The sequence below is a fragment of the Methylosinus sp. KRF6 genome, from assembly GCF_018887255.1.
Taxonomy (GTDB): domain Bacteria; phylum Pseudomonadota; class Alphaproteobacteria; order Rhizobiales; family Beijerinckiaceae; genus Methylosinus; species Methylosinus sporium.
This window is the reverse complement of the sequence record NZ_JAHLJF010000001.1, coordinates 1,178,436-1,198,534: the sequence shown is the minus strand read 5'-3', so window position 1 is coordinate 1,198,534 and position 20,099 is coordinate 1,178,436. Positions and strand designations below refer to the sequence as shown.

Below are 20,099 nucleotides of genomic sequence, written 5' to 3'. Positions count from 1 at the left end.
GTTAACCGCCGTTAACCCGAATTCGGAGCCCTGGGCGGTTGCTACATAAGACCGGATTTTTCCGTGACGCAGCCGTTCTCGAATTCACTGTTCGAAACCTGCGGGCGAACGGCATCCAGTATCGTTCGATAACGCAGCCGACCGGAAACGATGACGCGGGCGACATGGTTCGGCAGGTGTTCGCCATTTTTGACGAGTATGGCTCGAAGGAGAACGCGAAGCACGTCCGTCGCACCATGGTCGCCAATGCGAAGGAAGGATTTTGGAACGGCGCGGCCCCACCCTATGGCTACAAGACCATCGTCGCCGAGGTCCGCGGAAAAAAGCAGAAGAAGAAGCTGGAGGTAGACGAAGTCGAGGCGCCGGTGGTTCGTCTCATATTCGATCTCGCCTCGAAGGGCGTCGGCAAATCGGGCCCGCTCGGCGTCAAGAAGATCGTCTCTTATCTGAACGACAACGCCTTCCGAACCCGAAACGGCAATTATTGGCACATAGGGCCCCTCCACCAACTCCTCACTCGCGCCACCTACAAGGGCGTGCATCAATATAATCGGTCCGACTCGCGAACCCGCGCCAAACGCAGCGAGGACGAGATCGTGGAGGTCGCCGTCCCCCCGATCGTCTCTGTCGACCAGTGGGGCGCCGTTCAGGAAATTCTCCGCTCGAAGAATCCGAGGGTCAATCCGCCGCAGACGGTGAGCGGGCCCATTCTTCTCACCGGTGTCGCGCGTTGCGCGGAGTGCGGGGCCGCCATGACGATCCGCACGGGCAAGTCGGGACGCTATCGGTATTATTCCTGCGCGAACCCTCAGGCGCGCGGCAAATCAGCGTGTTCCGGGCATTCGGTCCGCATGGGGCGACTCGACGAGGCGGTCACCTCGGCCTTGTGCGAGCGCGTCCTGGAACCGAGTCGCCTCGAAAATCTTTTGCGGGAGATCGGCGATCGGATGCAGGAAGTCGACAGCCGGGATCGGGGCGAGCTGCTTCGCGTCGAAGCGGAACTCGCAGAGGCCAAGCTGCGGCTCGACCGTCTTCACGAGGCGATCGAACGGGGAATTGTGGATGGTTCGGACCCGCAGTTCGTATCTCGTATCGCCAAGGCCACGACCGATCGGGATGTCGCGGCCGTGGCGAAAGAGCGCATTCTGGCCCGGCGCGTCAACGGCGTCGACATCACGCCGGACAAGGTCGTGGCTTTTGGCGCTGTGATGCGCGACGCCATCACGGCGGGAGAGATCCCGTTCCGGAAGACCTATCTTCGCCTTCTCGTCGACGAGATCCGCGTTGGACCGGCAGTCGCCCTGATCCGCGGCCGCCATGACCGGTTGCGTTCCCGCGTCGCCGGCGGCTCGCCGTTCGCCGGCGGCATGGTGCCCACTACTGTTCAGGAATGGCGCGCCCGAAGGGATTCGAACCCCTGACCTCTGCCTTCGGAGGGCAGCGCTCTATCCAGCTGAGCTACGGGCGCGTGAGGGCTCTTTGTCTTCACTATCGCAAGAGCGCGAGGCCTGCAATCGCTCGAGGAGCCGCTTTCGGGCATTTTATCCGTTTTGGGCGGGTTTACAGGTCGATATCCTCATCGAATATATCGAGCGGCAAAAGACGGCGGAAGCGGACCGCGAAACCGTCTTCGGTCTGGCGAATGACTTCCGCCTGCGTCCTTTTGCCGATCGTCACCTTCTCGCCGGGCGGAACCTGAACCGCTGTCCTCAGCGACGCGCCGCTGCGCGACAGATCGACGATCTCGCAGGGCAGAGTCACTTGCGCCACGGTGAAGGTCGTGAAACGCTGCTTGGGCCGCAGCCGCTCATGCGCGCGGCATCGCGTGGCGTCCGGCGCGAAATGCCGCGTCAGCCAGGCGAATTGCATCGCCACATGGGCCCGCGGCTGATCCGCCACTTCGAGATCCACAGTGAAGCCGCCTTCGAAGAGGCGAATCACCGCGCCGTCGAAACGGCCCCAGCGGTCGAGATCGAGCGCGATCCGATCGCCGACCGTGGGCCGGAAATCGCTGCGCAAGGCCACGATCTCCGCCGACATGTCGATGGTGCGGCAGGCGTAGCGGCGATGGTCCGGCGGCAGCGAAAAGCGGCCGTCGAACCGCGGCTCGGCGATCGTCTCGGCGGCGAGTTGCGCCGCCCCGATCTTGGGGCGCAAATCTGGTCGTCTCAAGGCCGTCGCTCCACATGCGCGGGCGCTCGCCAGTCGCGCATGGACCGGAGCGCTGACGAGTTGCGGCCGCTCTACGACCGACAAAGATTTAGAAAACTCAATTGCTTCAGTCAGTTTCAGCCAGAAGGCGGCACGCCGCCCTGCGCATTAGATTAAGCACTATAGCGGCGATACGTAAATCGGGCTTGAATCGAAGCTGCGCAATTGGCGGCGTCGCCATCCGTGACGCCGGCGCGAGCTTGCGATAGAAGGCGGTCATGCGCACGCTTCTCATCATCTTTCTCGGGGCCGGATTGGGCGGAGTTCTGCGACATTCCGTCAATATCGGCTGTCAGCGCTGGCTCGGCGCGCAATTGCCCTGGGGCGTTTTTCTCATAAACGTCACCGGCTCTTTCGCCATGGGGCTGGCCGCCGGCTATTTCGCTTTCAAGGCGGGGGCGGGCTGGACGCAACAGATGCGGCTCTTCGTGACCACGGGCGTGCTCGGCGGCTATACGACATTCTCGGCCTTTTCCTTGGACGCAGTCACTCTGATCGAGCGGGGCGAGACGCTCGGCGCCGCGGCCTATATCGGCGGCTCGGTCGGCCTGTCGATCATGGCGTTGTTTCTCGGGCTCTATCTGTTGAGGGCGCTGACATGAGCGCGGCCGTGGCGCAGGCGCCGCAATCGCAATCGACCCCGGTGCAGACGCTGATCGTCGAGGAGGACGAGGCCGGGCTGCGCCTCGATCGCTGGTTCAAGCGGCGCTTTCCGGCGCTGGCTCTGTCCCATCTCGCCAAAATCTGTCGTAAGGGCGAGGTGCGCGTCGACGGCAAGCGCGTCGACACATCCACTCGGCTCGAGCAGAACCAGAAGATCCGCGTGCCGCCGCTCAAGCTGGAGACCATCTCGGCGCCGACGGTGATGCGGGCGCGGCCGGAGGACGCCCGCGCGCTCGCCGAGATGACCTTGTTCGAGGACGCGCATCTCCTCGTCCTGAACAAGCCCTATGGACTCGCCGTGCAGGGCGGCTCGGGCATGAAGCGGCATATAGACGGAATGCTCGAATCGCTGGCGGTGGGCGACAAGCGGCCGGTGCTGGTGCATCGGCTCGATCGCGACACCTCCGGCGTGCTGCTGATCGCCAAGAACAGGCGAACCGCCGCTGATCTCGGGGAAATTTTCCGCTCGCGGCAGGCGCATAAAATCTATTGGGCGCTGGTGGAGGGCGTGCCGAAGCCGGCGCAGGGGCGGGTCTCGCTCTATCTCGCCAAGGGCGCGGATATGGTCGATGAGCGCTTCCGCCGCAGCGGCGAGCGGCGCGCCGCCGAGCCTGCCGACGCAAGGGAGAAGATGCGCGTCGCCCGCCATGGGGACGAGGGGGCGCAGCATTCGCTGACCTATTACGCCATCGTTGACAAGGCGGCGCCGCGCTGCGCCTGGCTGTCGATGAAGCCCTTGACCGGCCGCACGCATCAGCTCCGCGCCCATGCGGAGGCGATCGGCTGCCCGATTTTCGGCGATCCCAAATATGGCCACAGGCCGGAGGACGAGGTGCGCCGCCGCGATTCGATGCGCGCCATGCCTTCCGAGCTCGAGCCCAAGCTGCATCTTCTCGCGCGGCGGCTGATTCTGCCGCATCCCAAGGGCGGGACGCTCGACGTCACCGCGCCGCTGCCGCCGCATATGAAGAATAGCTGGGCGTTTTTCGGCTTCGATGTGGGGCAGGACGATCCCATATTGTCCGCGCCGGACGCGTGAGCCCCGATACGCCCGAGGAGAGCCCCCAATGTCCCATGACAGCGAAAATCTCGCCGACGGCCTGTTCGTGCCCGATGAGGAGCGCAATCCGTTGCGCAACGCGGTGCAGCGGGGCGCGAGGCCAGAGCTGCCGAAGCGATTCTACCAATCGGCCAGCGTCGGCGAGGCCGAGGGCGGCTATGCCGTCCTGCTCGACGGAAGGACGGTCAAGACGCCGGCGCGGCGCATTTTGACGACGCCGTCTTCGTCTTTGACCACGGCGCTGGCCGAGGAATGGGGAGCGCAGGGCGAAAGGCTCAATCCGACATCCATGCCTTTGACGAGACTGGTAAACTCGGCGATCGACGGGGTCTCCGACCGGCTCGAAGAAGTCGCCGCCGACGTCGCCAAATATGCGGGCTCCGACCTCGTGAGCTATCGCGCCGAGGAGCCGGCCGGCCTTGTCGCGGCGCAGGCGGAGGCGTGGGACCCGCTGCTCGCTTTCGCCAAGGAGCGGCTCGGCGCCGAGCTCGCCGTGACCTCTGGCGTGATGTTCGTTTCCCAGGCCCCGGAGGCCACGGCGGCGATCACCGAGGCCGTTCGCGCCTATGCGGGGCAGGGGGCGGACGCTCCCTTCCGTCTCGCGGCGCTCCACGCCATGACGACGCTCACCGGCTCCTGCCTCATCGCGCTCGCTGTCGCGCTGGGCGAGATGGAGGTCGAGGCCGCCTGGGCCGCGGCACATGTCGACGAGGATCATCAGATCGAGGCCTGGGGCGCCGACGCCGAGGCCATGGAAAGGCGGGCGCGGCGATTCGCGGAGATGAAGGCCGCCGCGCGGATCATCGAATTCTTCAGCGGCGCCGCCTGATCGACAGGCGCCGACGGGTATTTTTCTGCCGGGGGCGGGCGGGCGTAAGGTCCGCGCGCCCAATCCCTTCGGTAAAGACGCGCTCGGCTCTTGCTTTGACCTATACGCTGGGTTACGGAACGCGCGGTCAGACGGCGCCCGGGGCTCCCGCCCCGCGTCACATCGCCGCCCCCGCCGCAAACGTCGGACATCGCCATGCCGAGCCTGCTCGAACAATATTTGCCGCTCGTGATCTTCATCGCCCTCGCGGCGATCATCGCCGGCGCTCTGCTCGTTCTCCCGTTCCTGGTCGCCTTCAAGGCGCCGGATCCGGAGAAGCTCTCCGCCTATGAGTGCGGCTTCAATCCTTTCGGCGACGCGCGCATGAAATTCGACGTGCGCTTCTATCTCGTCGCTCTGCTCTTCATCGTCTTCGACCTCGAGGTCGCCTTTCTCTTTCCCTGGGCGGTCGCCTTCAAGGAGGCGGGCAGCTTCGGCTTCTGGTCGATGATGTTCTTCCTCGGCGTGCTGACCGTCGGCTTCGTCTATGAATGGCGCAAGGGAGCGCTCGAATGGGATTGATCACTCGCCAGAGCCCGACGCAGATTCCGGCCCTCGTGGCGCCCTCCGCCAAGGGTCTCGTCGATCCGCGCACCGGCAAGCCGGTGGGCGCGGACGATCCCTTCTACCTCGGCCTCAATGACGAACTCGCCGATAAGGGCTTTCTCGTCACCGCGACCGATGATCTCATCAATTGGGCGCGCACCGGCTCGCTGATGTGGATGACCTTCGGTCTGGCCTGCTGCGCGGTCGAGATGATCCAGGCGGCCATGCCGCGCTACGATCTCGAGCGCTTCGGCTTCGCGCCGCGCGCCAGCCCGCGCCAGTCGGACGTCATTATCATCGCCGGCACGCTGACCAATAAGATGGCCCCGGCGCTGCGCAAGGTCTACGACCAGATGCCGGAGCCGCGCTACGTCATCTCCATGGGCTCCTGCGCCAATGGCGGCGGCTATTACCACTATTCCTACTCGGTGGTGCGCGGCTGCGATCGAATCATTCCGGTCGACATCTATGTCCCCGGCTGTCCGCCTTCGGCCGAGGCGCTCGTCTATGGCGTGCTGCTCCTGCAGAAGAAGATTCGCCGCAGCGGCACGATCGAACGATGATGTTTCGCGCCTCCTGCAGAGCGCGCGCAAAAAAGAAGAATGCGATGCGAGCCGGCCCGCCCTGAGCGGTCGGTTTCTCATGACGCGAGGGTGAGAAATGAGCGCGGAACTCGAAAAGCTCGGCGAGAAGGTCGCCGCGGCCCTGCCGGGCGTGGTGAAGGGCCTCAAGATCGCTTATGGCGAGCTCACCGTCGAAGTGGAGCGCACGCGCTGGCTCGATGTGGCTCGCGTGCTGCGCGACGATCCTGAGCTTCTCTTCGTCAGCTTCACCGACATCACCGCAGCCGATTATCCGGAGAGAGACCTGCGTTTCGACGTGGTGCTGCATCTCCTCTCGCCCAAGCATAATCAGCGCATCCGCGTGAAGACGCAGACCGACGAGGAGACGCCCGTCGCCTCGTTGACCAGCCTCTATCCGGGCGCCGACTGGTTCGAGCGCGAGACCTATGATCTCTTCGGCGTGCTGTTCGATGGCCATCCCGACCTTCGCCGCATCATGACCGACTACGGCTTCGACGGTCATCCGCTGCGCAAGGATTTCCCGATGTCCGGCTATGTCGAGGTGCGCTACGACGACGAGCGCAAGCGGGTCGTCTATGAGCCCCTGAATCTCACCCAGGAATATCGGAAGTTCGATTTCCTCTCGCCTTGGGAGGGCGTTCAATACGATCTCCCCGGCGATGAAAAGGCGAGCAAGTGAGAGCGAGTAGCGAATAGGGAGTAGCGAATAGAGGGCGAGAGTCGATCATGGACGGGCCGCGATTTCAATCGTATCGAGATCTCAAGGTCTGGCAGGAAGCGATGAACCTCGCAGTCGATTGCTACGAACTCACAGGTAGGTTTCCGAGGGAAGAAATGTACGGGATGACCTCGCAAATTCGTCGTGCGGCTGCGTCGGTGGCCGCGAATATCGCGGAAGGCCATGGCCGCGAGACAACGGGGTCGTTCGTCCAATTCTTGAGAAACGCCCAGGGATCGCTCAAAGAGCTGGAAACGCACTTGATGCTCGCCGACAGAGTCGGGCTTGCGTCCGCGAGCGCCGTGACGCCTTTATTGGCGCGCGGCGACGAGATAGGCCGAATGCTGCGTGCGCTGACCCGCTCGCTTCAACGAAAGACAGGGGTGGCGACGACATGACCCACTACTCGCTACTCGCTATTCGCTATTCGCACTCCCCGCTGGGACTGTCACGATGAACGACCAGAGCCTGCGAAACTTCAACCTCAACTTCGGCCCGCAGCATCCGGCGGCGCATGGCGTGCTGCGCCTGATTCTCGAGCTCGACGGCGAGGTGGTCGAGCGCTGCGATCCGCATGTCGGTTTTCTGCATCGTGGCACAGAGAAGCTGATGGAGGCGCGCACCTATCTGCAGAACGTGCCTTATTTCGATCGGCTCGACTATTGCTCGCCGATGAATCAGGAGCACGCTTTCTGTCTCGGCATAGAGCAATTGCTCGAAGTCGAGGTTCCGCGCCGCGGTCAGCTCATTCGCGTGCTCTATGCGGAGATCGGCCGTCTTCTCTCGCACCTGCTCAACGTCACCGCGCAGGCCATGGACGTCGGCGCGCTGACGCCGCCGCTCTGGGGCTATGAGGAGCGCGAGAAGCTCATGGTCTTCTACGAGCGGGCGTGCGGCGCGCGGATGCACGCCAATTATTTCCGTCCCGGCGGCGTCGCCCGCGATCTGCCGGATCGGCTCGTCGAGGATATAGGCGCGTTCTGCGATCCGTTCCTGAAGGTTCTCGACGATCTCGACGAGCTGTTCATCGGCAACCGCATCTTCAAGCAGCGCAACGCCGACATCGGCGTGATCTCGCTCGAGGACGCCTGGAAATTCGGCTTCTCCGGCGTGATGGTGCGCGGCTCCGGCGCGCCCTGGGATTTGCGCAAGGCGCGTCCCTACGACTGCTATGAGGAGATGGAGTTCGACATTCCCGTCGGCAAGAATGGCGATTGCTACGACCGCGCGGTGATCCGCATGGAAGAGATGCGCCAGTCGACCTACATCATGAAGCAATGCGTCGAGAAGCTGCTGAAGGCCGAGAATCGCGGCCCGGTGGCGACGGTGAACAATAAGATCTGCTCGCCGCCCCGCGCCGAGATGAAGCGCTCGATGGAGGCGCTGATCCACCACTTCAAGCTCTATACGGAAGGCTTCAAAGTGCCGGCCGGCGAGGTTTACGCCGCTGTAGAGGCGCCCAAGGGCGAGTTCGGCGTCTATCTCGTCTCCGACGGCGGCGACAAGCCCTATCGTTGCAAGATTCGCGCGCCGGGCTTCGCGCATCTGCAAGCCATGGATTTTCTCTGCAAGGACCATTTGCTCGCCGACGTCTCGGCGATCCTTGGTTCGCTCGATATCGTCTTCGGGGAGGTCGATCGCTGATGTCCATACGTCGTCTCGCCGAAGAGCAGCCCGCGAGCTTCGAGTTCACGCCCGAGAACAAGGCGTGGCTCGAGGCGCAGATCGCCAAATATCCGGACGGCCGTCAGGCTTCCATGGTCGTGCCGGCCCTGTGGCAGGCGCAGAAGCAGAACGACTATTGGTTGCCGCAGAAGGCGATCGAGAAAGTCGCGGACACGCTCGGCATGCCGTATATTCGCGTGCTCGAGATCGCGACCTTCTACACCATGTTCAATCTCGAGCCGGTGGGCAAATTCTATGTCCAGCTCTGCGGCACCACTCCTTGCATGCTGCGCGGCTCCGACGAGCTGATCGCCGTGCTCGAGCGCCGGGTCGGTCCGCAGCGTCATGTGACGGCGGACGGGCTGTTCTCCTGGCTCGAGGTCGAGTGCCTCGGCGCGTGTTGCAATGCGCCCATGGTGCAGATCAACGACGACTATTACGAAGATTTGACGGCTGAGAATTTCGAGAAGCTGCTCGACGATCTCGCCGCCGGCCGGCCGGTGAAGATCGGCTCGCAGACGGGCCGCGTCTCCTCGGAGCCGGCGGGCGCGCTGACGAGCCTGACATCCTTCTACGGCGACGGCGCCAAAGCGCAGGCGGAGTGAACGACCCATGCTCGCCGACAAGGACCGCATTTTCACCAATCTCTACGGCATAGGCGACAAGAGCCTCGCTGGAGCGCGCTCGCGCGGCGCATGGGATAACACCAAGGCGCTGCTGGCGCTCGGCCGCGACAAGATCATTCAGGAAATGAAGGATTCGGGGCTGCGCGGGCGCGGCGGCGCCGGCTTCTCCACCGGCCTCAAATGGTCCTTCATGCCCAAGACGCCCGATCCCGCGCGTCCCTCCTATCTCGTCATCAACGCCGACGAGTCGGAGCCGGGCACCTGCAAGGATCGCGAGATCATGCGCAATGATCCGCAGACGCTGATCGAGGGCGCGCTGATCGCCTCCTTCGCCATGGGCGCGCACGCCTCCTACATCTATGTGCGCGGCGAGTTCATCGCCGAGCGCATCGCGCTGCAGAAGGCGATCGACGAGGCCTATGAGGCGCGGCTCATCGGCAAAGACAATATTCACGGCTATCCCTTCGACCTCTACGTCCATCACGGCGCCGGCGCCTACATCTGCGGCGAGGAGACGGCGCTGATCGAGAGCCTCGAAGGCAAGAAGGGAATGCCGCGCTTGAAGCCGCCGTTCCCGGCCAATGTCGGCCTCTATGGCTGCCCGACGACGGTCAATAATGTCGAATCCATCGCCGTCGCGCCGACGATTCTGCGTCGCGGCGCGAGCTGGTTCGCCGGCATCGGCAAGCCCAACAACACGGGCACCAAGCTCTTCTCCATCTCCGGCCATGTGAACAAGCCGTGCAATGTGGAAGAGGCCATGTCTATTCCCTTCCGCGAGCTGATCGACCGCCATTGCGGCGGCGTGCGCGGCGGCTCGGACAATCTTCTCGCCGTCATTCCCGGCGGCTCCTCGGTGCGGCTCGTGCCGGCGGATCAGATCATCGACTGTCCGATGGATTTCGACAGCCTCGTCAAGCTCGGCTCGGGCCTCGGCACGGCGGCGGTCATCGTCATGGACAAGTCGACCGACATCATTCGCGCCATCGCCCGCATCTCCTATTTCTACAAGCATGAGAGCTGCGGCCAATGCACGCCCTGCCGCGAAGGCACGGGCTGGATGTGGCGTGTCGTCACCCGCATGGCGGAAGGCCGCGCTCACAAGCGCGAGATCGACATGCTGTTCGACGTGTCGAAGCAGATCGAGGGACACACGATCTGCGCGCTCGGCGACGCGGCGGCTTGGCCGATCCAGGGTCTCATCAATCATTTCCGTGGCGAAATCGAGAAGCGCATCGATCGTTATGCGGCCAATCCGCATCCCGATCCGGTGCGCGTGGCGGCGGAGTAGGGACGGATGGCCGAGCCGGAGAATCTCGTCTTGGAGCTGCTTCCCGAAATGCGCGCCGATATTCGGGGCGTGCGAGACGAGCAAAAGGAAGATATTCGCGGCTTGCGCAGTGTCGTCGACAGCATTCTGCTTCGGTTGGACTATTTCGAGGAGCGAGTCGAAATGCTGCGCGAGTCGACGATGACGGCTCTCGGCTTCGCGGTCGATGCGAGCGAGCGGAAGAAGAAAATCGAAACGCAGATCGCCGAATTGCGCGAGCGCGTCGAGAGGTTGGAGAAGGCCAAGTGACCAGAATTCTCGTCGATGGCGTCGAGGTCGATGTTCCGGCCGAATATACGCTGCTGCAGGCCTGCGAGGAGGCCGGCGCCGAGGTGCCGCGCTTCTGCTTCCACGAGCGTCTGTCGATCGCCGGCAATTGCCGCATGTGTCTCGTCGAGGTGAAGGGCGGTCCGCCCAAGCCGCAGGCCTCCTGCGCCATCGCGGTCAAGGATCTGCGTCCCGGCCCCGACGGTGCGCCGCCGGAAGTCTTCACCAAGACTCCGATGGTGAAGAAGGCGCGCGAAGGCGTGATGGAGTTCCTGCTCGTCAATCATCCGCTCGACTGTCCGATCTGCGATCAGGGCGGCGAATGCGACTTGCAGGATCAGGCGCTCGCCTTCGGCGGCGACAGCTCGCGTTACGCCGAGAACAAGCGCGCGGTCGAGGACAAATATATCGGTCCGCTCGTCAAGACGGCGATGACCCGCTGCATCCATTGCACCCGCTGCGTTCGCTTCACGGCGGAGATCGCCGGCACCAGCGACATGGGCGCGATCGGCCGCGGCGAGGATATGGAGATCACCACCTATCTGCAGACGGCGATGACGTCTGAGCTGCAGGGCAATGTGACCGATCTCTGTCCCGTCGGCGCGCTTCTGCCCAAGCCGCAGAATTTTCGCGCGCGTCCCTGGGAGTATCAAAAGACCGAGACGATCGACGTGCAGGATGCGCTGGGCTCCGCCATCCGCGTCGACGCGCGCGGCCGTGAGGTGATCCGCATTCTGCCGCGCCTCAACGAGGCGGTGAATGAGGAGTGGATCTCCGACAAGACCCGACAGGTCGTCGACGGACTGAAGGCGCAGCGCCTCGATCGCCCCTATATTCGTGAGAACGGCCGGCTGCGTCCCGCGACGTGGCAGGAGGCGCTCGCCGCCGTCGCCGCCAAGACCAAGGCGACGAAAGCCGAGAAGATCGGCGCGCTCGTCGGCGATCTCGCCGCGCTCGAGGAGATCTTCGCGCTGAAGCTCCTCGTGGAGGGGCTCGGCAGCGCCAATCTCGACGCGCGCCAGGACGGGAGCAAGCTCGATCCGCGCTTCGGCCGCGCCTCCTATCTCTTCAACGCCACCATCGCCGGCGTCGACGAGGCGGATTCGCTGCTGATCATCGGCTCCAATCCGCGCAAGGAAGCGCCCGTGCTCAATGCGCGCATCCGCAAGCGCTGGCTGAAGGGCGGTTTCCCTATCTCGGTGATCGGCGAGCAGGCCGATCTGACCTATGATTATGATTATCTCGGCGCCGGTCCCGACGCTCTGGCGCGCTTCATCGAAAGCGCGCCGACGGCCTCCGCCAAGCGCATCGTGCTGATCGGTCAGGGCGCGCTGACGCGTCCCGACGGCCGCGCCATTCTGGCGCTCGCCGCTCAGGCCGCCAGGAAACACGGCGGTCTGTCTGAGGGCTGGAACGGCTTCAGCGTTCTGCACACCGCGGCTGCGCGCGTCGGCGCGCTCGATCTCGGCTTCACGCCGGGGCAGGGCGGCCTCGACGCGGCGGACATAGCGAAGGCCGGCGCGCTCGATCTCGTCTTCAATCTCGGCGCCGATGAAATCGCGATCGAGCCGGGCGCTTTCGTCGTCTATATCGGCACGCATGGCGACAAGGGCGCGCATCGCGCCGACCTCATTCTCCCGGGCGCGGCCTATACGGAGAAGTTCGGCCTCTATGTGAACACAGAAGGCCGTGTGCAGGAGGCGCTGCGCGCGACCTTCCCGCCGGGCGACGCCCGCGAGGATTGGGCGATTCTGCGCGCGCTCTCCGGCGCTCTCGGCGCGCCGCTGCCCTTCGACTCGCAAAAGCAGCTGCGCGCCAAGCTCGGCGAGGCGCATCCGCATCTCCTGCGGCTCGATCAGATCGGCTCCGCCTCGGCGGCCGATCTCGAGGCGGTGGCGCTGCAGCCGGCGACCGCGTGGAAGGACGATTTCGCGCCTGCGATCACGGATTTCTATCTCACCAATCCGATCGCGCGCGCCTCGGCCACAATGGCGGAATGTTCGGCGCTGGCGCTGGATCGACTGAAGCAAGCGGCGGAATAGGAGCAAGGACGTGATCGACGGCTGGCTGCTGAACCTTCTCCTGATCATCGTGAAGAGCGTCGTTCTGACGGTCGTTCTGCTGGTCTATCTCGCCTATGCGATCTACATCGACCGCAAGGTCTGGGCCGCGGTGCAGCTGCGCCGCGGACCCAATGTCGTCGGGCCCTGGGGCTTGCTCCAGAGCTTCGCCGACATGCTCAAATTCGTGTTGAAGGAGCCGGTGATCCCGGACACGGCCAATAAGGGCGTGTTCCTGCTCGCGCCTTTCGTCACGGCCATGCTCGCCGTCGCCGCCTGGGCGGTCATCCCCGTCAATGACGGCTGGGCGGTCGCCGATCTCAATGTCGGCATTCTCTATATTTTCGCCATCTCCTCGCTCGGCGTCTATGGCATCATCATGGGCGGCTGGGCGTCGAACTCCAAATATCCCTTCCTGTCGGCGCTGCGCTCGGCCGCGCAAATGGTGTCCTACGAAGTCTCGATCGGCTTCGTCATCATCACCGTTCTGCTCTGCGCCGGCTCGCTCAATCTCACCGAGATCGTGCGCGCGCAGGATTCGCAATACGGCATTCTCGGCTGGTATTGGCTGCGCCTGCTGCCGATGTTCATCATCTTCTTCATCTCGGCGCTGGCCGAGACGAACCGCCCGCCCTTCGACTTGGTGGAAGCCGAGTCGGAGCTGGTCGCGGGCTTCATGATCGAATATTCGGCGACGCCCTACATGCTGTTCATGCTCGGCGAATATGTGGCGATCCTGACCATGTGCGCCTTGCTGACGATCCTCTTCTTCGGCGGCTGGCTGCCGCCGGTGAATATCGCGCCCTTCACCCTGATCCCGGGCGTGATCTGGTTCATCCTCAAGGTCACATTCTTCTTCTTCTTCTTCGCCATGGTGAAGGCCTTCGTGCCGCGCTATCGCTACGACCAGCTCATGCGGCTCGGCTGGAAGGTGTTCCTGCCCATCTCGCTCGTCATGGTCATCGTCGTCGCCGGCATTCTGCAATTCGCCGGCTCGGCGGGCGCGAACTAAGGGAGTGAGGTCATGAAGCTCGATTCTGCGGCCAAGTCGCTCTTCCTCAGCGAGTTCATCGCCGCCTTCTTCCTATCGATGCGCTATTTCTTCAAGCCGAAGGCGACGCTCAACTATCCGCATGAGAAGAACCCGATCTCCCCGCGCTTTCGCGGCGAGCACGCGCTGCGCCGCTATCCCAATGGCGAGGAGCGCTGCATCGCCTGCAAGCTCTGCGAGGCGATCTGCCCGGCGCAGGCCATCACCATCGAGGCCGGTCCGCGCCGCAACGACGGCACCCGCCGCACGACGCGCTACGACATCGACATGGTGAAATGCATCTATTGCGGCTTCTGCCAGGAGGCCTGCCCGGTGGACGCCATCGTCGAGGGGCCGAACCAGGAGTTCGCCGTCGAGACGCGCGAGGAGCTCTACTATAATAAGGAGCGCCTGCTCGAGAATGGCGCGCGCTGGGAGCGCGAGATCGCGCGCAACATCGCGCTCGACGCGCCTTATCGCTGAGAAGCAACGAGAGCCGGACGCAACGAGACGCTCGAGAGAGGACGACAAAGTGGCTGTGGCATTCTTCTATCTTTTCTCGGCGGTGCTGATCGCATCGGCTTTCGCGGTGATCGTCTCGCGCAATCCGGTTCATTCGGTGCTCTATCTCATCCTCGCCTTCGTCAATGGCGCGGGGCTCTTCCTGCTCGCCGGGGCCGAATTTCTCGCCATGATCCTCGTCGTCGTCTATGTCGGCGCGGTCGCTGTGCTGTTCCTCTTCGTGGTGATGATGCTGGACGTCGATTTCGCCGAGCTGCGTCAGGGCTTCAGCAAGCACTTGCCGGTCGGCGCGGCCGTCGGGGCCGTGGTGCTCGGAGAACTCGGCCTGCTCGCGCTCGGCTGGCAGAGCGCGCCCGGCGCGAAAGAGGCCGCCGCGGCGCCGATCGTCGCCGGCGTCTCCAACACGGCGGCGCTCGGTCAGGTGCTCTACACCAAATATTTCCTCTTCTTCCAGGCTTCGGCGTTCGTGCTGCTCACCGCCATGATCGGCGCGATCGTGCTGACGCTGCATCATCGTCCCGGCGTCAAGCGGCAGAAGATCGAGGAGCAGAACGCGCGAACGCGCGAGAATGTCATCGAGATCAAGAAAGTGCCCTCGCGGGCGGGCGTCTGAGGGGATCGCAGCAATGGTCGTCGACCTCACCCATTATCTCGTCGTCTCGGCGATCGTGTTCACGCTCGGCGTCGCCGGCATCATCCTCAACCGCAAGAACATCATCATCATCTTGATGTCGGTGGAATTGATCCTGCTGGCGGTGAACATCAACCTCGTGGCCTTCTCGGCCTCGCTCGGCGATTTGACCGGCCAGGTCTTCGCTCTGTTCATCCTCACGGTGGCGGCGGCGGAGGCGGCCATCGGCCTCGCCATTCTCGTCACCTATTTCCGCAACCGCGGCACGATCGCGGTCGAGGACATCAACTCTCTGAAGGGCTGAGCGCCGATGATCCAAGCAATCGTCTTTCTGCCGCTCATCGGCTTTCTCATCGCGGGCTTGTTCGGACGGCGCATCGGCGCGCGGGCGTCCGAGCTCGTGACGACGACGCTGCTGTTCATCGCCTGCGGCTTTTCGTGGATCGAGTTCTTCGATGTGGCGCTCGGCCATGGCCATGCGAGCGCGCCGGTGCTCGCCAATTGGTTCACCTCGGGCAAGCTCAGCGTCGATTGGGCCTTGCGCGTCGACTCGCTGACCGCCGTGATGCTCGTCGTCGTCACCAGCGTCTCGGCGCTCGTGCATTTCTACTCGATCGGCTACATGCACGAGGATCCGGATCGTCCGCGCTTCTTCGCCTATCTGTCGCTCTTCACCTTCGCAATGCTCTCGCTGGTGACGGCCGATAATCTCGTGCAGATGTTCTTCGGCTGGGAGGGCGTCGGTCTCGCCTCCTACCTCCTCATCGGCTTCTGGTATCAGAAGCCTTCGGCCAACGCGGCGGCCATCAAGGCCTTCGTCGTCAACCGCGTCGGCGATTTCGGCTTCGCGCTCGGCATATTCCTGGTCTTCCAGCTCACGCAATCCTTGAGCTTCGAGCAGGTGTTCGCCGCCGTGCCGGGCATAGCCGGCCATAAGATTCATGTGTTCGGCGCCGATTTCGACGCGCTGACGCTCGCGACCTTCCTGCTCTTCATCGGCGCGATGGGCAAATCCGCCCAATTCCTGCTGCACACTTGGCTGCCGGACGCGATGGAGGGCCCGACTCCGGTCTCCGCCCTCATCCATGCCGCCACAATGGTGACGGCCGGCGTGTTCATGGTCGCGCGCCTGTCGCCGATCTTCGAATATGCGCCGGACACCCTCGCTTTCGTCACGCTGATCGGGGCCATCACCGCCTTTTTTGCAGCGACGATCGGCCTCGTGCAGAACGACATCAAGCGCGTCATCGCTTATTCGACCTGCTCGCAGCTCGGCTATATGTTCGTGGCCGAAGGCGTCGGCGCGTATTCGCTCGGCGTGTTCCATCTCTTCACCCACGCCTTCTTCAAGGCGCTGCTGTTCCTCGGCGCCGGCTCGGTCATCCATGCGATGCATCATGAGCAGGACATGCGGAACATGGGTGGGTTGTGGAACAAGATTCCCTTCACCTTCGCCATGATGACGATCGGTACTCTGGCGCTGACCGGCGTCGGAATTCCGGGGACGGAGCTCGGCTTCGCCGGCTTCTTCTCCAAGGACGCCATCATCGAGGCGGCCTTCGCGGCCGGCGAGCATCGCAGCGTCGCTTATCTCGCCTTCGTCTCGACGGTGGTCGCGGCGGGCCTCACCTCCTTCTATTCCTGGCGTCTCGTCTTCATGACGTTCTTCGGAAAAGCGAAGGAGTCTCATGCGGACGCTCACGCCGCGCATGGCCACGACGATCACGCGCATGCCGACGCTCACGGTCATGACGATCATGCCCATGGCGCGCACGGCCATGGCCATCACGCGCCGCACGAGTCGCCGATCGTCATGTTGATCCCGCTCGCCGTTCTGGCGGTGGGAGCGGTGGCTGCGGGCGCCGTGTTCATGGGCGATTTCGCCGGCCATGGCTATGACGAGTTCTGGAAGGGCGCGCTCTACACGGGGCACGACAATCATATTCTCCACGCCATGCATGAGATCCCGCATTGGGTGTCCTATGCCGCGACGGTGATGATGATCCTCGGCTTCCTCGGCGCTCTCTTCGTCTATCAGCTGGCGCCGGGCGCGGCGCAGAAGATCGCGCACGCCTTCCCGCGGCTCTACCGTTTCCTGCTCAACAAATGGTATTTCGACGAGCTCTATGACGCGATCTTCGTGCGTCCCGCCTTCGCGCTCGGTCGGCTGCTGTGGAAGGGCGGCGACGGCCGCATAATCGACGGGCTCGGCCCGGACGGCATTGCCGCTCGCGTGGTCGACGGCGCCCGCCTCGCGGTGAAGCTGCAGACCGGCTATGTCTATCACTACGCCTTCGCCATGCTGATCGGCGTCGCGGCGGTCGTCACCTGGTTCGTCGCAGGAGGTCTGCGCTGATGTTCGGCTTCGGCATTCTCACCGGCCTCACTTTTCTGCCGCTGGTCGGCGCGGCCTTCATCCTCACGCTGAAGGGCGAGAGCGAGGCGACGCTTCGCAACGCCAAATGGGCGGCGCTGCTGACGACGATCGTCGTCTTCCTGCTCTCGCTCGTCGTCTGGGGACGTTTCGACACGGCGAGCGCGGCTTTCCAGCTCGTCGAGGAGAGGGCCTGGTTCGGCTCCGGCCTCACCTATAAAATGGGCGTGGACGGCTTCTCCATTCCCTTTGTGCTGCTGACGACCTTCCTGACGCCCTTCGCCATTCTCGCCTCTTGGGAGTCGGTGAAGTTTCGCTTGAAGGAATATCTCGTCGCCTTCCTCGTCCTCGAGACGCTGATGATCGGCGTGTTCTGTGCGCTCGATCTCGTGCTCTTCTATCTCTTCTTCGAGGGCGGCCTCATTCCGATGTTCCTCATCATCGGCATTTGGGGCGGCAAGCGGCGCGTCTATGCGAGCTTCAAATTCTTCCTCTACACGCTCGCCGGCTCGCTGCTGATGCTCATCGCCATTCTGGCGATCTACGGCAAGACCGGCACGACGGACATCGTCACTCTGCTCGAGACGAAATTCCCGCCGTCGATGCAGATTTGGCTGTGGCTCGCCTTCTTCGCCTCCTTTGCGGTGAAGATGCCCATGTGGCCGGTCCACACCTGGCTGCCGGACGCCCATGTCGAGGCGCCGACCGCGGGCTCGGTGATCCTCGCCGCCATCCTTCTGAAAATGGGCGGCTATGGCTTCATCCGCTTCTCTCTGCCCATGTTCCCGGACGCGTCGGCCTATTTCGCGCCGCTCGTCTATGCGCTGTCGGTGATCGCCGTCATCTACACCTCGCTGGTCGCGCTGGTGCAGGAGGACATCAAAAAGCTCATCGCCTATTCGTCGATCGCGCATATGGGCTTCGTCACAATGGGCCTGTTCACGCTGACGACGCAGGGCGTGCAGGGCGCCATGTTCCTGATGATCTCGCATGGCTTCGTCTCCGGCGCGCTCTTCCTCTGCGTCGGCGTCATCTACGACCGCATGCATACGCGCGAGATTGCGGCCTATGGCGGCCTCGTCAATCGCATGCCGCTCTACGCCGTGACCTTCATGATCTTCACCATGGCGAATGTCGGCCTGCCGGGCACGTCCGGCTTCGTCGGCGAGTTTCTGACGCTCGCCGGCGCCTTCGTCGCCAATAGCTGGGTGGCGCTGTTCGCGACATCGGGCGTGGTGCTGTCGGCGGCCTATGCGCTCTATCTCTATCGGCGCGTGGTGTTCGGCGCGCTGGAGAAGCCGTCGCTGCAGACGATCAGCGATCTTTCCGCCCGAGAACTCGTCCTTTTCGTGCCGCTGATCATCCTCACCCTCTATTACGGCGTGCGGCCGCAGCCGATCATCGACGCTTCCGCGGCCGCCGTCGCCAATCTCCTGCAATCTCACACGGCCCTGGCCAATGCGGCGCATGTCGTCGCCCAGGCCGCTCAATGATCGGTCGCTGACGATGTCGTTCTCAACCGCCCTCGCGCATCACTTCCTGCCGGAAACCATCCTCGCCCTCGGCGTATTGGCGCTGATTCTCATCGGCGCCTGGCGCGGGACGCGCGCCTTCGGCCTCGTCAACGAGCTCGCGGCGGGGCTGCTCGGCCTCGCCATTCTGGCGCTGTTCTTCGGCCAGACCTCGGAAGCCTCGCTCTTCGAGGGCGCCTTCGTCGATGACGCTTTCGCGCGCTTCGTCAAAGTGCTCACGCTGATCGGCTCGCTCGTCACAATATTGATGTCGCGCGACTATCTGCAGCGCGCCAAGCTCGGCAATTTCGAGTTTCCGGTGCTGGTGGCGCTGTCGACGATCGGCATGCTGCTGCTCGTCTCGGCGGATAATCTCATCGCGCTCTATCTCGGCATAGAGCTGATGTCGCTGGCGCTCTATGTCGTCGCCGCCTTCGATCGCGACGACGCCCGCGCCTCCGAGGCCGGTCTCAAATATTTCGTGCTCGGTGCCCTCTCCTCCGGCATGCTGCTCTATGGCGCCTCGCTGCTCTACGGCTTCTCGGGGACGATCTCCTTCGACGGCATCGCCAAGGCGATCACCGGCGCGCCGTCGCTCGGCGTGATCTTCGGACTCGTCTTCGTGCTGGCCGGGCTCGCCTTCAAAATGTCGGCCGCGCCCTTCCACATGTGGACGCCGGACGTCTATGAGGGCGCGCCGACGCCCGTCACCGCCTTTTTCGCCTCGGCGCCGAAAATGGCCGCCGTCGCAATCACGGCGCGCATCGTCGTCACCGCCTTCCCCGGCATTGTCGCGCAATGGCAGCAGATCATCATCTTCCTCGCCATCGCCTCGATGCTGCTCGGCTCCTTCGCGGCGATCGGGCAGACCAGCATCAAGCGCCTGATGGCCTATTCCTCGATCGGCCATATGGGCTTCGCCCTGGTCGGCCTCGCGGCGGGCAATGAGGCGGGCGTGCGCGGCGTCGCCATCTATCTCGCCATTTATCTGGTGATGACGCTCGGCGCCTTCGCCGCCATTCTGCAGATGCGCGTCGAGGGTCGCCCGGTCGAGAAGATCAGCGATCTCTCGGGCCTCTCCCGCAATAATGGGACGGCGGCCTTCTTCCTCGCAATGCTGATGTTCTCGCTCGCGGGCGTGCCGCCGCTCGCCGGCTTCTTCGCGAAATATTACGTGCTGCTGGCGGCGGTGGACGCCGGGCTCTATCCGCTCGCCATCGTCGGCGTGCTGGCGAGCGCGATCTCCGCCTTCTATTATCTGCGCGTCGTCAAGGTGATCTATTTCGACGAGCCGGCGCCGGCCTTCGACCATTCGCCCCTGTCGCTGCGCGCCGTGCTGGCGGTGTCGACCGTGTTCCTGCTCGGCTTCTGGCTCTATCCGGCGCCCGTGGTCGAGGCCGCGACGGCCGCCGCCAAGTCGCTGTTCTGAGCCC

At 63.8% G+C, this 20,099-nt stretch carries 22 protein-coding genes and 1 tRNA gene; 20 read left to right on the top strand and 3 right to left on the bottom strand.

Annotated features, from left to right (window positions below):
• Positions 1–164: 164 nt before the first annotated feature.
• Positions 165–1,421, top strand: a complete 1,257-nt coding sequence (locus KP010_RS05830; RefSeq protein ID WP_216280522.1) for a recombinase family protein — start codon at positions 165–167, stop codon at positions 1,419–1,421.
• Here the strand turns inward: KP010_RS05830 and KP010_RS05825 are convergent.
• The 3 genes from KP010_RS05825 to KP010_RS05815 form a co-directional block, all read right to left on the bottom strand.
• A tRNA-Arg gene (locus tag KP010_RS05825) sits at positions 1,392–1,468 on the bottom strand. The two genes, KP010_RS05830 and KP010_RS05825, sit on opposite strands and share 30 nt — an antisense overlap.
• 92 nt (positions 1,469–1,560) lie before the next feature.
• A complete protein-coding gene (locus KP010_RS05820) occupies positions 1,561–2,172 on the bottom strand; it encodes a PilZ domain-containing protein (protein WP_246659948.1) in 612 nt (203 codons plus the stop codon).
• Between the two features lie 106 nt (positions 2,173–2,278).
• Positions 2,279–2,431 (bottom strand): hypothetical protein, encoded by a 153-nt coding sequence (locus KP010_RS05815; RefSeq protein ID WP_216280521.1) that lies wholly within the window; start codon positions 2,429–2,431, stop codon positions 2,279–2,281.
• Here KP010_RS05815 and crcB point away from each other — a divergent pair.
• The 19 genes from crcB to nuoN all read left to right on the top strand — a co-directional run bounded on the left by crcB (position 2,430) and on the right by nuoN (position 20,095).
• The gene (gene crcB / locus KP010_RS05810) at positions 2,430–2,813 is read left to right on the top strand and encodes a fluoride efflux transporter CrcB (RefSeq protein ID WP_108917233.1); all 384 of its coding nucleotides are present in this window, start codon (positions 2,430–2,432) and stop codon (positions 2,811–2,813) included. The two genes, KP010_RS05815 and crcB, sit on opposite strands and share 2 nt — an antisense overlap.
• Complete coding sequence (locus tag KP010_RS05805) at positions 2,810–3,913, top strand: RluA family pseudouridine synthase (RefSeq protein WP_142863911.1); 1,104 nt, start codon at positions 2,810–2,812, stop codon at positions 3,911–3,913. The genes crcB and KP010_RS05805 overlap by 4 nt, the downstream gene beginning before the upstream one ends.
• A gap of 28 nt (positions 3,914–3,941) precedes the next feature.
• The gene (locus KP010_RS05800) at positions 3,942–4,763 is read left to right on the top strand and encodes an ATP12 family chaperone protein (protein ID WP_142863912.1); all 822 of its coding nucleotides are present in this window, start codon (positions 3,942–3,944) and stop codon (positions 4,761–4,763) included.
• A 195-nt stretch (positions 4,764–4,958) separates the two neighbouring features.
• A complete protein-coding gene (locus KP010_RS05795) occupies positions 4,959–5,324 on the top strand; it encodes an NADH-quinone oxidoreductase subunit A (protein WP_018265968.1) in 366 nt (121 codons plus the stop codon).
• Positions 5,315–5,911, top strand: a complete 597-nt coding sequence (locus KP010_RS05790) for an NADH-quinone oxidoreductase subunit B family protein (protein WP_142863913.1) — start codon at positions 5,315–5,317, stop codon at positions 5,909–5,911. The genes KP010_RS05795 and KP010_RS05790 overlap by 10 nt, the downstream gene beginning before the upstream one ends.
• Before the next feature lie 97 nt (positions 5,912–6,008).
• On the top strand, positions 6,009–6,611 hold the full coding sequence (locus tag KP010_RS05785) for an NADH-quinone oxidoreductase subunit C (protein WP_142863914.1): 603 nt from the start codon (positions 6,009–6,011) through the stop codon (positions 6,609–6,611).
• A gap of 47 nt (positions 6,612–6,658) precedes the next feature.
• Positions 6,659–7,048 carry a four helix bundle protein gene (locus tag KP010_RS05780; RefSeq protein ID WP_142863915.1) on the top strand — a complete coding sequence of 130 codons (390 nt, stop codon included), beginning with the start codon at positions 6,659–6,661 and terminating at the stop codon, positions 7,046–7,048.
• 55 nt (positions 7,049–7,103) lie between these two features.
• Positions 7,104–8,294, top strand: coding sequence for an NADH-quinone oxidoreductase subunit D (locus tag KP010_RS05775; protein WP_108917236.1), 1,191 nt, complete (start codon positions 7,104–7,106; stop codon positions 8,292–8,294).
• Entirely contained in the window at positions 8,294–8,920 is a 627-nt protein-coding gene (nuoE, locus tag KP010_RS05770) for an NADH-quinone oxidoreductase subunit NuoE (protein ID WP_142863916.1), read from the top strand. The genes KP010_RS05775 and nuoE overlap by 1 nt, the downstream gene beginning before the upstream one ends.
• A 7-nt stretch (positions 8,921–8,927) precedes the next feature.
• Complete coding sequence (gene nuoF / locus KP010_RS05765) at positions 8,928–10,232, top strand: NADH-quinone oxidoreductase subunit NuoF (RefSeq protein ID WP_108917239.1); 1,305 nt, start codon at positions 8,928–8,930, stop codon at positions 10,230–10,232.
• 6 nt (positions 10,233–10,238) lie between these two features.
• Positions 10,239–10,520, top strand: coding sequence for a hypothetical protein (locus KP010_RS05760; RefSeq protein ID WP_142863917.1), 282 nt, complete (start codon positions 10,239–10,241; stop codon positions 10,518–10,520).
• Positions 10,517–12,580 (top strand): NADH-quinone oxidoreductase subunit NuoG, encoded by a 2,064-nt coding sequence (nuoG, locus tag KP010_RS05755; RefSeq protein WP_142863918.1) that lies wholly within the window; start codon positions 10,517–10,519, stop codon positions 12,578–12,580. The genes KP010_RS05760 and nuoG overlap by 4 nt, the downstream gene beginning before the upstream one ends.
• A gap of 10 nt (positions 12,581–12,590) precedes the next feature.
• Positions 12,591–13,610, top strand: a complete 1,020-nt coding sequence (gene nuoH / locus KP010_RS05750) for an NADH-quinone oxidoreductase subunit NuoH (protein ID WP_142863919.1) — start codon at positions 12,591–12,593, stop codon at positions 13,608–13,610.
• A 12-nt stretch (positions 13,611–13,622) separates the two neighbouring features.
• Positions 13,623–14,111, top strand: coding sequence for an NADH-quinone oxidoreductase subunit NuoI (gene nuoI / locus KP010_RS05745; protein ID WP_142863920.1), 489 nt, complete (start codon positions 13,623–13,625; stop codon positions 14,109–14,111).
• A gap of 49 nt (positions 14,112–14,160) precedes the next feature.
• Positions 14,161–14,763, top strand: coding sequence for an NADH-quinone oxidoreductase subunit J (locus KP010_RS05740; RefSeq protein ID WP_142863921.1), 603 nt, complete (start codon positions 14,161–14,163; stop codon positions 14,761–14,763).
• A gap of 13 nt (positions 14,764–14,776) precedes the next feature.
• Positions 14,777–15,085: an NADH-quinone oxidoreductase subunit NuoK gene (gene nuoK, locus KP010_RS05735; RefSeq protein WP_018265958.1), complete on the top strand. Its 309-nt coding sequence runs from the start codon at positions 14,777–14,779 to the stop codon at positions 15,083–15,085.
• A 6-nt stretch (positions 15,086–15,091) separates the two neighbouring features.
• Positions 15,092–17,137 (top strand): NADH-quinone oxidoreductase subunit L, encoded by a 2,046-nt coding sequence (nuoL, locus tag KP010_RS05730; RefSeq protein ID WP_142863922.1) that lies wholly within the window; start codon positions 15,092–15,094, stop codon positions 17,135–17,137.
• Complete coding sequence (locus KP010_RS05725; protein ID WP_142863923.1) at positions 17,137–18,648, top strand: NADH-quinone oxidoreductase subunit M; 1,512 nt, start codon at positions 17,137–17,139, stop codon at positions 18,646–18,648. Before nuoL ends, KP010_RS05725 begins: the two co-directional genes overlap by 1 nt.
• 13 nt (positions 18,649–18,661) lie before the next feature.
• The gene (gene nuoN / locus KP010_RS05720) at positions 18,662–20,095 is read left to right on the top strand and encodes an NADH-quinone oxidoreductase subunit NuoN (RefSeq protein WP_142863924.1); all 1,434 of its coding nucleotides are present in this window, start codon (positions 18,662–18,664) and stop codon (positions 20,093–20,095) included.
• Positions 20,096–20,099: the final 4 nt, after the last annotated feature.

Bases quoted from the DNA above. Each gene is read 5' to 3' on its own strand.
- KP010_RS05830 (WP_216280522.1), top strand. From the start codon at position 165: ATGGTTCGGCAGGTGTTCGCCATTTTTGACGAGTATGGCTCGAAGGAG.
- crcB (WP_108917233.1), top strand. From the start codon at position 2,430: ATGCGCACGCTTCTCATCATCTTTCTCGGGGCCGGATTGGGCGGAGTT.
- KP010_RS05785 (WP_142863914.1), top strand. From the start codon at position 6,009: ATGAGCGCGGAACTCGAAAAGCTCGGCGAGAAGGTCGCCGCGGCCCTG.
- KP010_RS05760 (WP_142863917.1), top strand. From the start codon at position 10,239: ATGGCCGAGCCGGAGAATCTCGTCTTGGAGCTGCTTCCCGAAATGCGC.
- KP010_RS05775 (WP_108917236.1), top strand. From the start codon at position 7,104: ATGAACGACCAGAGCCTGCGAAACTTCAACCTCAACTTCGGCCCGCAG.
- nuoI (WP_142863920.1), top strand. From the start codon at position 13,623: ATGAAGCTCGATTCTGCGGCCAAGTCGCTCTTCCTCAGCGAGTTCATC.
- KP010_RS05805 (WP_142863911.1), top strand. From the start codon at position 2,810: ATGAGCGCGGCCGTGGCGCAGGCGCCGCAATCGCAATCGACCCCGGTG.
- KP010_RS05800 (WP_142863912.1), top strand. From the start codon at position 3,942: ATGTCCCATGACAGCGAAAATCTCGCCGACGGCCTGTTCGTGCCCGAT.
- nuoL (WP_142863922.1), top strand. From the start codon at position 15,092: ATGATCCAAGCAATCGTCTTTCTGCCGCTCATCGGCTTTCTCATCGCG.
- nuoE (WP_142863916.1), top strand. From the start codon at position 8,294: ATGTCCATACGTCGTCTCGCCGAAGAGCAGCCCGCGAGCTTCGAGTTC.
- KP010_RS05790 (WP_142863913.1), top strand. From the start codon at position 5,315: ATGGGATTGATCACTCGCCAGAGCCCGACGCAGATTCCGGCCCTCGTG.
- nuoK (WP_018265958.1), top strand. From the start codon at position 14,777: ATGGTCGTCGACCTCACCCATTATCTCGTCGTCTCGGCGATCGTGTTC.
- KP010_RS05815 (WP_216280521.1), bottom strand. From the start codon at position 2,431: ATGACCGCCTTCTATCGCAAGCTCGCGCCGGCGTCACGGATGGCGACG.
- nuoF (WP_108917239.1), top strand. From the start codon at position 8,928: ATGCTCGCCGACAAGGACCGCATTTTCACCAATCTCTACGGCATAGGC.
- KP010_RS05795 (WP_018265968.1), top strand. From the start codon at position 4,959: ATGCCGAGCCTGCTCGAACAATATTTGCCGCTCGTGATCTTCATCGCC.
- nuoN (WP_142863924.1), top strand. From the start codon at position 18,662: ATGTCGTTCTCAACCGCCCTCGCGCATCACTTCCTGCCGGAAACCATC.
- KP010_RS05780 (WP_142863915.1), top strand. From the start codon at position 6,659: ATGGACGGGCCGCGATTTCAATCGTATCGAGATCTCAAGGTCTGGCAG.
- KP010_RS05725 (WP_142863923.1), top strand. From the start codon at position 17,137: ATGTTCGGCTTCGGCATTCTCACCGGCCTCACTTTTCTGCCGCTGGTC.